The sequence below is a fragment of the Shewanella sp. P1-14-1 genome (assembly GCF_001401775.1).
Classification (GTDB): domain Bacteria; phylum Pseudomonadota; class Gammaproteobacteria; order Enterobacterales; family Shewanellaceae; genus Shewanella; species Shewanella japonica.
The window spans coordinates 139,118-151,145 of record NZ_LKTL01000004.1 but is presented as its reverse complement, the minus strand read 5'-3'; the positions used below and the strand labels follow the sequence as shown (position 1 = coordinate 151,145).

At 34.4% G+C, this 12,028-nt stretch carries 11 protein-coding genes; 10 read left to right on the top strand and 1 reads right to left on the bottom strand.

The window, feature by feature from the left end; genetic code table 11:
- Window positions 1–55 precede the first annotated feature (55 nt).
- The gene (locus tag AN944_RS04080) at window positions 56–652 is read right to left on the bottom strand and encodes a transglutaminase-like cysteine peptidase (protein WP_055023320.1); all 597 of its coding nucleotides are present in this window, start codon (window positions 650–652) and stop codon (window positions 56–58) included.
- 1,216 nt (window positions 653–1,868) lie between these two features.
- On the opposite strand from AN944_RS04080, the gene AN944_RS04075 reads away from it, so the two are divergent.
- From AN944_RS04075 to AN944_RS04030, 10 genes are read left to right on the top strand one after another with little or no spacing between them, the layout of a single operon-like run.
- Window positions 1,869–2,864 carry an acyltransferase gene (locus AN944_RS04075; RefSeq protein ID WP_055023319.1) on the top strand — a complete coding sequence of 332 codons (996 nt, stop codon included), beginning with the start codon at window positions 1,869–1,871 and terminating at the stop codon, window positions 2,862–2,864.
- Between the two features lie 28 nt (window positions 2,865–2,892).
- Entirely contained in the window at window positions 2,893–3,858 is a 966-nt protein-coding gene (locus AN944_RS04070) for a glycosyltransferase family 2 protein (RefSeq protein WP_055023318.1), read from the top strand.
- A complete protein-coding gene (locus tag AN944_RS04065) occupies window positions 3,855–4,769 on the top strand; it encodes a polysaccharide pyruvyl transferase family protein (protein ID WP_055023317.1) in 915 nt (304 codons plus the stop codon). Before AN944_RS04070 ends, AN944_RS04065 begins: the two co-directional genes overlap by 4 nt.
- A gap of 17 nt (window positions 4,770–4,786) precedes the next feature.
- Window positions 4,787–6,202 carry an oligosaccharide flippase family protein gene (locus AN944_RS04060; RefSeq protein WP_144430135.1) on the top strand — a complete coding sequence of 472 codons (1,416 nt, stop codon included), beginning with the start codon at window positions 4,787–4,789 and terminating at the stop codon, window positions 6,200–6,202.
- Window positions 6,189–7,334, top strand: coding sequence for a glycosyltransferase (locus tag AN944_RS04055; RefSeq protein ID WP_055023315.1), 1,146 nt, complete (start codon window positions 6,189–6,191; stop codon window positions 7,332–7,334). Before AN944_RS04060 ends, AN944_RS04055 begins: the two co-directional genes overlap by 14 nt.
- The gene (locus AN944_RS04050) at window positions 7,331–8,224 is read left to right on the top strand and encodes a glycosyltransferase family 2 protein (RefSeq protein ID WP_055023314.1); all 894 of its coding nucleotides are present in this window, start codon (window positions 7,331–7,333) and stop codon (window positions 8,222–8,224) included. Before AN944_RS04055 ends, AN944_RS04050 begins: the two co-directional genes overlap by 4 nt.
- A 1-nt stretch (window position 8,225) precedes the next feature.
- Window positions 8,226–9,335 (top strand): glycosyltransferase, encoded by a 1,110-nt coding sequence (locus AN944_RS04045; protein WP_055023313.1) that lies wholly within the window; start codon window positions 8,226–8,228, stop codon window positions 9,333–9,335.
- Window positions 9,332–10,063 carry a WecB/TagA/CpsF family glycosyltransferase gene (locus AN944_RS04040; protein ID WP_055023312.1) on the top strand — a complete coding sequence of 244 codons (732 nt, stop codon included), beginning with the start codon at window positions 9,332–9,334 and terminating at the stop codon, window positions 10,061–10,063. The genes AN944_RS04045 and AN944_RS04040 overlap by 4 nt, the downstream gene beginning before the upstream one ends.
- A gap of 37 nt (window positions 10,064–10,100) precedes the next feature.
- Window positions 10,101–10,787 (top strand): heparin lyase I family protein, encoded by a 687-nt coding sequence (locus AN944_RS04035; RefSeq protein ID WP_160319075.1) that lies wholly within the window; start codon window positions 10,101–10,103, stop codon window positions 10,785–10,787.
- Window positions 10,778–12,022 (top strand): O-antigen ligase, encoded by a 1,245-nt coding sequence (locus AN944_RS04030; RefSeq protein WP_144430134.1) that lies wholly within the window; start codon window positions 10,778–10,780, stop codon window positions 12,020–12,022. Before AN944_RS04035 ends, AN944_RS04030 begins: the two co-directional genes overlap by 10 nt.
- Window positions 12,023–12,028: the final 6 nt, after the last annotated feature.

Sequence of the window (12,028 nt, the reverse complement as noted above, 5' to 3'; positions counted from 1 at the left end):
GATATAAAGTTGTGCTCTGAGTGAAAGTCCATTTGAAAAATTCAAGTTATACCTCTTAATCGCCTTGTTCTATTCGTTTGAGTAACTCGGTCCAATTTTTATTACCGGTACTAGTCGGTTTAGCATTACCAAGACCTTGAGCCTTTGCTAGCCATAGCCCTTGGCCATTAAATGAATATATCGGCTTCAGATCAGTTCTTTTATTGGCTGGTAAAATTTTAGTTTTAAGGTTATCTAATACTAATGGCATGTCTCTCAAGTTTTCGAAATAGACTAAAACCATATGGGGCTCGTTTATCGTTAATGCTCTAACGTACATTAAACGCAGTTTGGACTCATCAACCCCCATTGCCTTTAAAGTAAAAAATTTAAAAATGGCATAATCTTCACAGTCCCCACCGCGGGTACCTAAAGACTCGATAGGTGTTGCCCAGTAATCACTTTTACCCCAGTGATCAATATCTAAGCGATACCTTATCTTTCTATTAGCAAATTGATTTACCAGATTGAGACGGCTAAAGTCATCTAAATTCTCACCATCTTCAATCAATTGTTGCCAGTCTTTAAAATCTTGAACACTGTTAATGCCATAACGGTTTTCAATGTCTTGATAAAAATTGTTGGTAAAAAAGTAATCGGCAACCGTAGCCATGCAAGTCAAACTAATAAGACTTACAACACTAAGCGCTTTGATTTTCAACTGAATAAAATGCCTAAGTTGATTTATATTGCGACTAATTAGCAAATTTTCGATTGTCCACTTTTATCATTGATGGCTTAACTGAGTGAATGTCTAAACAATCATAACGTAACGGCATTAGAATAAAAACCATACTTATAGTAATTGAATCAATATATTACACAGCCATGCCAAGTGTGTCTGGTTGTTTTATTGAGCTAGTTCTCGTTATTTTAAACTTAAGTATTGGTTACAAATATTTCTGTTTTATTGCTATCTCATCAAAATAACCCATCAGAATTCATAGAATTAACAACAAGGTGCTTACCTTGTTGTTAAGTCAGTCAGCTACATTAGCCCCGCGCTCTCTGTCGCTTTTTCCTCTGATCGAGGTGGATTTATCATCTGAATGTTAAATTAAACCACTCTTTAGTAGCCGCTTTTATGTAATTAAATAACGTAAAAGAAATTTTTGTTCACATAAAATTAACTGATGTTGCGCTTTGTTGTGGCTTGTGTTTGGCGAAAAATTGACGGAATTGTGTGCAAAAGTCATCGGGCATGATACCAACTTTTGGGATTTAATAAGCAATAATAATAATTTTTATGTTTAACCCCATAATTTCGCGAGTTGGCATAAGTATTGATTGCATAAACGTTTACAGGATTTTGAGTAAATAGAACGTTTTTTGATCTTACTTATCTTATTGAAAAGGAATGCATTTTATTTTTTTTGAAACAGGTGCTGAAAATGTTGGTGCTTTGGTGCTTCATTGTAGTGCAATTTAATCTAGTCGTAATAAACAAAAAATATAATCGTTTTGAGCTAAACAGGATTAATTGGCAAAAAAATAAAAATAACCTTTCACCTGCGTCAAAAACTTGACTATAATGAGCGTTTTTTTGAAGCCAAGAAAGTAAATAATAGCTAAGTCGTTAAAATATAACGGTATGCGACAAAGTGTTACATTGAGATCTTTTTTCGTGTTCCTTTGTTGTTATTTTGTTGTGATTTAGCGTTGGTTTTCAGAGTTTATCGCCATGCTAAGTAACGACTAACTAAGTGGAATTTTCGATATCAAGAAGATTGTTCTTAAGTAGCATAACCAAAATTTGGAACTCCTAGCGCACTGGAAGCTATAAATTCAGGGGCGGTAGCGTGGCAAAATAACCCTGCAAGGTGTGTAAAGTGACGGCGGCCATTACAATCAATTCTAGATTTCAAAGTAACATTGACTGTCTAAGAGGGTTAGCATGTTTTATGTTGGTCTTGTATCACGTCATTGGATCAACACCAGAGTATGGTTTAAAAATTGAAAACGGTTTCTTAAGAGAACTGAATGATATTTTTATCTATGTAAGAATGCCACTTTTTGGTTTGTTGGCTGGTTTTGTTTATGGATTAAGGCCTGTATCGGCAAATTATCATAACTTTGTCACTAAAAAGGCAAGAAGGCTTTTGCTGCCCATGTTGTCGGTCGGTACGTTATTTGCGATCACTCAATGGTTGGTTCCTGGAAGCAATAGTGAAGAAAATTTGTTTCTTATCCATATATTACCAGTAGGGCATTACTGGTTCATTGAGTCGTTATTCCTCATTTTTTTGTTTGTAGCGTTAATTGAAAAGCTATTCTTTTCTATCAGTAATAATGCGAAACCCTACTGGATTATATTATTAGTCATCATGACTTCTATATACATTTTAGGCGTAAACATAAAATATTTTTCGATAGAGGGGGCTTTCTATTTATTGCCATTTTTTTTAATAGGTAGTTTATTCTCTCGCTTTCGTATTGATTTCAGTTTGTTAATCAAAATTACGCTGACTTGTTTTTGTTCGCTGATAGTTACTCATCTTTTTCTTAGCGAGTTTGCAGACATGCTAGAAAGAGCGAATAGAGTGTTTATAAGCCTACTTGTTTGTATTCTATTGTATGTGTTTAATTTTAAATCAAAAACATTTAGTGCCATAGGTCGCTTTTCATATAGCATTTTCCTGTTTCATGTTTTTTTTACAGCTGCTACGAGAATCGTTAGCCATAAACTTGGTATAGAAAATACATCACTCATCATTTTTACAAGCTTATTTACCGGTATTCTTGGACCAATAATTATTGAGTTTGTTTTTAATAAAAATAAGTATTCTGACTTTATTTTCTTCGGGAATAAATTAAGTTCAAATTAGTTTCTACTTGGATAAGCTGGACCCTTAAATGACAATTGATAAAAAAGTTGATGTGATTATTCTTTCCTGGGATCGTGCAGAAGATACTAAGAAAGCCATTATTAGTGCAGTAGAACAACAAAATATAGATTTAAATGTTTATGTAGTCGATCAAGGTTCCAAGATTGAATGTGTTCAAGATATTGAGACGCTTGTAAATGAATATCCAAATGTTCATTTACAAAAGAATATAACGAATACAGGGGTACCAGAAGGGCGCAATCAAGCTTCGGAATTAGGTAACGGGGATTATATTGTATCACTTGATAATGATGCTGAATTTCTAACGCCTTTTGAATTAGAAAAAGTAGTAAAAGCGTATGATACTAGGCCAAAAACTGCTGTTATTGCCTTTAATATAAAAAGGTTTGGTACAGAAAGTAATGATGAGTCAAGTTGGTCTTATGGTTTATCAAGCGTTGATTGGTCCAATAGGGATTTCTTTACTACGCGTTTTGTTGGTGCTGGTCACGCAATCAGAAGATCTGCTTTTGAACAAGTTAATGGCTATGATAATTCATTATTTTTCCTCCATGAAGAAGTTGACTTATCGAGACGGTTCATCAATTTAGGTTATGAAATAGAGTATTTACATAATATTGGCGTTGGTCACAAGGTCTCTGCTGAGCACAGGGTTGCATGGAATGCGGGTCGTTGGACTTATCATGCTAGAAATAAAACATATTTATCTTTAAAGCTGAAATCTCCATTGCTGAGCGTCGTGTTTCATTCCTTTCTGTTGCAAATAGATGGCTTAAAAAAAGGGATGCCTATCGATACATTAAAGGCAACGTATGCTGGTTTTAAAATGTATCAAAAAAATAAGTTTTATTTTAATCTTGCTGAATGTGCATTTAACCCTGATTCAGAAGAGTATTACAGGAAGTATACCCCTGGTGCAGATGGCAGTGTACCAACAAGGATTTTAAGACGGATTAAGGGAATTATAAAGTGATTGAAGTGAGTTGCAGCGTTAGTAAGCTGCTAGAGCAAAAAGAAGAGTTACTGAAGGTTTTTAAGCCACTTCTTGAAAATAAAAAAGTCTTGTTTCTTGATGTTCCTGTAAATTTAAATGTTGGTGATAGCCTGCTGTATCTGGGAACACTGGAACTATTCAAACTATTAAATGTGACAATCATTGATTCTATTTCAGCTTATGAACCAGCGAGATTAGATAAATTACAAATTGAGGAAGATGTTGTTTGCGTATTGCAAGGTGGAGGTAATTTCGGAGATATTTACTCCTTACATCAAAATTTTAGGCATTTAGCTTTGTCTAAATTCCCTAACAATCAATTTGTTTTGATGCCGCAGTCTATACATTATAGTAACTTAAATACGTTTAAAGATGATTGTGACTTTTACAGAACATGTAGAAACTTCAGCATTTTTGTCAGAGATGAACACTCTTTTGAACAGTTTGTGTCTGAAAATGTCAGTCAAGTAACACTTTGTCCTGATATCGCGACTGTTCTTTTTGGAACGTTTAACCCATCAGAAGCCGCTATAGATTCTAAGCTGTATTTTCTAAGAAAAGATGTTGAAGCGGCACCCAATACAGAAACTGCAATATCTGTTGACTGGATAGACATTATTCCAAAGCATCTCAATAGGTTATTTGAAATAAGCAAGTTTATCATTAAGAAAAACAATAGACTTAATATTCGCGGTTTAACTGGATTTCTTGTAAATAATTTACATACAAAATTGGTACATAAAGCCTATAGCTATTTTATTGGATTTAAAACAATCAAAACGGATAGATTACATGGGTTGATTTTAAGCCAGTTGCTACAAATGAATTGTGAAGCTTTAGATAATAAATATAAAAAATTAGAGCGATATATTAAGCGTTGGTACGCTTAATATAGTTGGAGATTAAGTTGTCTAAAAGTTTCTATTCTATCATTTGGATAATATCGGAAAAACTCGGCGCGTCATTTATTTCAATGACCTCGTTTTTTATTTACGCATATTTTCTAACGCCAACTGAAATTGGTATCGCAACTATGGTCTTAGCCGCATCTATGGGCTTGGGGCAGGTTGTTGGTACTTTATTTCAAGATCCAATGGTGTGTGTTAAGAAACTTGAAAAGCAAGCAATTAATACCGTTTTTATCGGAGGACTAACGTTATCCTTATTGACTGCTTTGCTTCTCGTTCTTGTTAGTTTTTGGGTGACAGAGAGTGTTGATTATCAGCAATTAGCCCTTACTTCATCTGTGCTTATTCCAATATTGTTTCTTAATGCTATTTATACAGCGCTGTTACGCAGAAGACATGCATTTAAGTCATTATCTCAGCGCTTATTGATTGGTAAATTACTGGGAGCGTCTTTAGGTATAATAGGGGTGACGTTAGGGTTTGGCGCCATGTCCATGGTAATCCAAGCTATTTTAATAGAGTTTTTCGGGCTTATCTTTTTAATTAATGCTCAAAAGATTACTTTGTCAGGTCGGATTGACTTCAAAGAGCTTATTAACATTACTCATCTAGGTGTCTCTGTAGCACTGCGTAAATTAAGCTGGGAAGGGTATATCAAAGGGTTACCATTACTAATTGGTGCAACCCTCGGAGCAGGAGCCGTTGGTGTATTTGCTTTTGCATGGCGAATTGTGGACATGCCAAGGACTGCATTAATGAGTGGTGCAATTTCTTATGCACTACCAACTTTTTCTGCACATAAAACATCGACTTGTCTACTTGCTGATTTTATAAAGTTTTCAAAAGTGTCGATGTTAATTTTTGCCCCATTATTTGTCGGCTTAGCGTTGGTTGCTGAACCTTTAATTTTAACGATATTTGGCGAAAAATGGATTGATGCAGTTCCTATCATCATAGGATTAGCTATTTGTACTGTTGTGTCATTAACGACGATGTATATTCCAACAGTCTTGACTGCGCTGTTAACACCAAAAACAACGCTAAAAGTTGATATTTTATCAAGCGTTATTTCGCTATTACTGTGCTACTTATTAATTCCATATTTAGGTTTATATGCTGTTGTAATGTCAATTTTGTTTAGGTCTTTGTTTAATTTACCATTTACGACTTATCAGATGAGTGTTCGATTAAATATACCTGTTTTAAAACAGTTCACTATACATACTAAAACGTTTATTTCATTGTTTTTTATGTCATTACTGGTGTTAGTGGCACAAGATAACTTTGTGCTAAATAATTTCTACATGTTAATGGCATCAATTGCTATAGGTGTATTGATTTATAGTTCGTTCATTATGTTGCTTGAAAAGAGCTTCTTAACCACGTTTTTAAGGCGTTCTAATGAAAGCAAATAAGTTAACAGTGGCTATTAATACTAATAAGTACCTGCCTTACTCTGAAACATTTATAAAAAATCACATCGAGGGCCTACAGCAATTTAACGCTGTTGTATTGGTCAGTGAAAAATTATCAGATGGATTATCGGTAAGGTGTGATAATGAGCTAGTTTTAAATACTAATTTATTCGGAAAAATAAAAGATATTATTTATAAGCTTGGTATCAAGCTTCCATCGATTAGTCGCTTTTTTAAAGATAATAATGTAAGACTTGTTCATAGTCATTTCGGGCAAAACGGTTATGCTTCAATTGGCATAACAAAAAAAAATAGTATTCCGCATATTACGACTTTTCATGGATTGGATATTTCCCTTGATCACGTTAATTCACAAAAACATGGAAAACTGTTAAATAAATTTCATAAGGATATGAGTAAACTTGCTGATAATGGTGATGTATTTATTGCAGTATCAAATTTTATAAAAAAGAAATTAATCAAAAAGGGATTTCCGGAACATAAAATTATCACCAATTATATTGGAATAGATACAGCATACTTTTCAAATAATAATGCTGATAAAGAGAAAAAAATATTATGTGTAGCAAGGAATGTTGAATACAAAGGTTTATCGTATTTGATTGATGCTATGGCAATCATATTAAAGTATCACCCTGATTGGGAATTGGTCATTATCGGCGATGGTATTTTACATGATTCATTAAAAAAACAAGCAAATGCCATTTCTCCTCAAATTAAATTGAAAGGACGTCTTTCAAGCTATGAGGTGAAACAAGAATTAAGTACAGCAAGTCTTTATTGTCAACCTAGTATCCAACTTGAAAATGGTCATGAAGAAGCCTTGGCTCTCACCATTGTAGAAGCACAATCTATGGGGATCCCTGCAGTTGTTTTTGACTCTGGCGGAATGCCCGAAGCCATTATCAATAATCAATCAGGATATGTGGTCGAACCCAAAAATACGCAATTACTTGCCGAAAAACTGATTTATTTAATTGATAACCCATCAATTAGAGAGGCATTTAGTACTGCAGCGATTGAGCAAGTTAAGACAAGGCATTGCTTTAATAAACAAATAATAAAGTTAGAAAAAATTTATAACGAAGTCATTGGAGTACAAAAAACATGATGTTGTCAGTTGTCATTCCTTCTTATTGTGCAGAAAAGAACCTAGATCCTTGCTTGCAATCAATAGATAGTCAAAAGGATGAAAATGTAGAAGTCATCGTGGTTGATTGCTCTCCACACGATGAAGTTAAAAGTATTTGTGAAAAATATCAGTTTGTTACCTTTATCAAGTCAGAGGTTCGGTTTAACCCTGGTGAAGGCCGCAATATCGGTGCTAAAGCAAGTAAAGGCAGTCATTTAATATTTATTGATGCTGATGTTGTTTTGGAGCAAAATGCCATTGCTAACATACGCCGAAATATTACTAACGGATTCAATAATTTTGGCGGTGCTTTAGAGTTAAATCGTGATATCAATAATGACTTTTCAGCTAACGTAGAGCACTTCTATTTTAATCATGAATCTCAATCTACACGAAAAGTTAAAAAGCGCAGTAATTTAAGCTCAGCATTTATGATCTTCGATAAGTCAGTGTTTCTTAATTACGGTGGATTTAAAGATATACCTAGAATGCAAGACACTGAGTTAACAGAACGTTTAGTTTCTAATGGTGAAACGTTATATCTAGCCCCTGATGTTATTGGTTATCAAATTCAAGACTCTCCATTAAAAAAAGTACTTAAAAAGATTTCAATAACGGGTAATAACCTATATTTCATTCGTTACGGTAATCACTCAGAAAAAGTGTTATGGAAAATTTTGATGGCGATGATCTTGCCATTATTGATGTTAGCTAAAGTGACTCGTATTAACGTTCGTCAATTAAAGTATGCCTTTAGTGTTCCGAACTTACTTATTTACAGCCCATTTATGTATGTTTGCGGTGTTTATTGGATGCTCGGATTCTATCGCGGCTTGATTGTGAATGATGGAATAGCTTCAGGGCGATAAAATGCACATATTTTTCTTTTCAACTTCTGAAGATTTCTCAAGTTATCATAGAAAACGCGAAGTCGAGGCAATTTCAGAAAAGTTGGATGGTGGTTGTACGTTCTTTAATCGACCAAGGTTTTTTTTAAGCTCTCGTAACAATAAAAACGTGCTCGCTAAAAGCTCATCTAAGGTAACTGAACAAGAGTTATATACATTATTGCCTCTGTCTATCGCTTTTAAGCATAGTCTTTTGCTGTTTTTATTTGTTAAGTTGCCAATCTTATGCCAGCTAACGCTATATCGAATGAAGAATGATATTTCACAATCCTCATTATTTCACTGGATATATAAACCAGATCAATTTTTGTACCTTCCAACCGACAATTTAGTGTATTTACAATACGATAACTATAAAGATGATAAAGGATATTTTTATGGCCGGAATGACCGATTTGATGAGACTGTCGAACAATGTATAAATACCAGCTTAGTAAGCTTATTTACCAGTAATAGGTTACTTCAACAGGAAAATGTTAAACGCAGTCATTCTTTCTACTATCCAAATGCAATATCTCGAAGCTTAATTAACCAGAATGTACCTAATAATATAGTGGTTAAAGATAGCGTCACTATTGGATTTATTGGTCAAATTGATAACAGTTTTAGCAGTGAAATACTTGAATCAATTGCCACACAGTACCCTCAATATCAGATAGTGCTTGTTGGTCCGGTATCGAATGCTAAGGCGCAAGAGGTTATTGATAGCCATTCAAATATTATCGAGAAAGGTTATGTGCCTTATGAGGAATTAAGCGAGTTAATCTCTACTTTTGATATTGGCATTTGTCCATATTCTTTCGACACATTTAACACATATCGCAACCCGTTAAAGGTTTATGAGTTTTTCTCGTATGGTCTACCTGTCGTTTGTACCAATTGCGATGTAGATGAGAATACAAAGGGTTACCTGTCTGTTACTTCTTCGGTAGATGAATTTATTCAAAAAATTTCATATGAATTAACGACAAACACAGTAGCGAAAAAACACTTTCGCATCAATTTTGCGAAAAATAATTGCTGGGATAACCGCGCTGATTTCGTCATTCAAAAACTAAAGGCTTTTACGTGAGTTCAACTTTTAAAACTTTAGCTGAGAAATTAACTATTTATTCTCAACCAGAACAAGCTATTCAATCCATTCAAAATGCATTAGAAGCCAAAAAAACGGTGACTGTTGCGTTTGCTAATGCTCACGGTTTCAACTTAGCAAAACAAAATAAAGATTTTTATCAGCACCTTTTGAATAGTGATTTTGTCTTTCGAGATGGAATAGGGGTCAAATTGTTATTTAAAAATTTAAACATGGATTTTGGTTTTAATTTAAATGGCACTGATTTCATTCCTCAATTATTAAGCCATTTGGCTAACAAATCATCGCAAAGCTCCACACCGCTGAAACTTGCAATCTTTGGTACTAGCGATGAAATCCTTCAATCTGCTAAACCCGCTTTTGAAAAACTAGGCCTAGAAGTTGTTGCTGTAAAGAATGGTTTTGCAAGCGCCGAAGATTACGTTTCACTGTCGAAATCTGTGCAAGCTGATATTTATTTGCTTGCGATGGGAATGCCAAAACAAGAAATGGTGGCAATGCAGTTAACCACAGAGTTAGATAAAGGATTAATTATATGTGGTGGGGCAATAGTTGATTTTCTTGGTGGTAAAGTGAAACGCGCCCCTTCATTTATCAGAAATATGGGGCTTGAGTGGCTTTACAGACTTCTAATAGAGCCAAAGCGGATGTTCAAGCGCTATGTAATTGGTAATGTTAAATTTTTATACTCAACTTTACATGCGTAATATATACCTAGCCCTATTTTTCGCTTGCTGCCTGTTAATGACTTTAACGAGCGCTGCACAATCGCAAACATCGCAGAGTTTTAACGAGTGGGGACGCGAATGCAGTTCAAGCGAGCATCAAATAAATACCGATAATTTTTACTCGTCTTTAGGTTACCGAGAAAGAAGTAAGAAACGTTGTGAAATAACTAATCAGGCAGATTTAGTGCTAGATAAACCTTTTAGTCTTTCATTCAGTTTCTCAACGAGCAGCGTAAATAAAACAGATAGTCAGTGGCACAGTATTTTCCAAATACATTCATTTCCAGATAAAAAAATGGGTGAGGACTGGCGTTGCCCTGTCATGGCATTAGAAGTGTTAAACGGTCAATTACGTATGTTTAATCGTTGGGATAAAAGTCAGCTATCAATAACTGACTCTGGTCATTGTTCAAACTCTGGAAATACTATTTCTTCTCGGTTATTTTTTGCTGATTACGACATTGAACCTGACAAAATCTATGAGTTCGAATTAAAAGGAATATTATCAATATCCGATTCAGCATGGCTAGCAGTTAACATTAATGGTGAGCAAATTGCTTCTTTGAAGGGGCCGAATACGTTTAATGACAACAAAGGCCCATTTATTAAATTAGGTATCTATAAACCTACTTCATGGCGCTTAGGTGATCGATTTAACTATTCATATTCGGATTACACATTTGAGGCAGTATCTTGGGATTAACTAGGGATAGATTAGAATACATTTTGCTTAGTACGATGCTTTTCCTGGTATTTTTTAGAACTTCAGGAATCGGCATTGGTTATCCAAATGTTGAGTCTCAATTGGGGTCAGCAAGTTATCTACCTCAAAAACTTGCTCAGGCGTTAATTTTGGGGCTAATCATTGTATATGTTTATATTTACCCTAAATGTTTGCAGGCTCTGCGTTTTAACTCAGTTTCATTAATGCTGCTTGGTCTAGCTATAGTCTTATCTATTGTGCTGTCGCATTACAAAGGGCTTTCGGTAAGATATTTATTGTCTTTTGTTGTGGTGATTTTGCCGTTATGTTTTTACCGTGCACGATTTGGTATAAATGCAATGGTACATAATTTCTCCGTTTTTGTTTTTTTGGTATTAATCTGCAGCTTTATTTATGCTTTGCTTCTTCCACAATATGGCATTATGGCTGCAAATCATGCTGGGGCGTTAAGAGGGCTTTTTTTACATAAAAATGTATTTGGCTTCTTTTGCGTATTAACCTCACTATTTTGTTTGTATTATATAATTTCAAAAAATGCGAGTAATAATAAATTATATGCATTTATTTATTTTTTAAGCTTTATCGGTGTTGCAAAGTCACAATCTACAACGTCTTTAGTTTTATTTGGTTTAGGATTGATTTGTTTTGTCTTTTTTACATTTATTCTAAGTTTGTCCAACCCTAAAGTCAGAGTCATTCTTTACTATTTATTTCTCGTCATTGTGTTTGTTAGTACGTTCACTTTTTCAGTGTACTTTGAGCAAATTACCTATGCTTTAGGTAAAGACCCTACGTTAACTGGCAGAACGGAGTTGTGGGAAATACTGTTTTATGTCGGTATGGATAAACCTTTATTTGGTCATGGCCTAGGCCTATTTTCAAGACCAGAGATTATGCATCAGTTTTCACTGGACTTTGGTTGGGAAGCAAAGTCTGCACATAATTCGTTTTTAGATGTTTTTCTAGGGATAGGATTTGTCGGTTTATTTGCCTTTCTATCGCTTGTTTTAACTAACATATTCAAGTTTCCATTTAGTCATTATGCATCAGCAAATAGAGTGCTTTCCGCTTCAGGAATTGTCACTATTTTGTGTTTTGGATTTTCTGAAAGTGGTGCATTTATGGGAGTTGGCTTTATTTGGCTTACTTTCATTATATTTTTATTTTTAAGTTCGAATACCTCATTTAGTCGTAATCAACTAAATCAACATTAAGGTTTT

Coding starts and splice junctions, on each gene's coding strand:
- AN944_RS04070 (WP_055023318.1), top strand. CDS start 2,893: ATGACAATTGATAAAAAAGTTGATGTGATTATTCTTTCCTGGGATCGT.
- AN944_RS04080 (WP_055023320.1), bottom strand. CDS start 652: ATGGCTACGGTTGCCGATTACTTTTTTACCAACAATTTTTATCAAGAC.
- AN944_RS04055 (WP_055023315.1), top strand. CDS start 6,189: ATGAAAGCAAATAAGTTAACAGTGGCTATTAATACTAATAAGTACCTG.
- AN944_RS04045 (WP_055023313.1), top strand. CDS start 8,226: ATGCACATATTTTTCTTTTCAACTTCTGAAGATTTCTCAAGTTATCAT.
- AN944_RS04035 (WP_160319075.1), top strand. CDS start 10,101: ATGACTTTAACGAGCGCTGCACAATCGCAAACATCGCAGAGTTTTAAC.
- AN944_RS04050 (WP_055023314.1), top strand. CDS start 7,331: ATGATGTTGTCAGTTGTCATTCCTTCTTATTGTGCAGAAAAGAACCTA.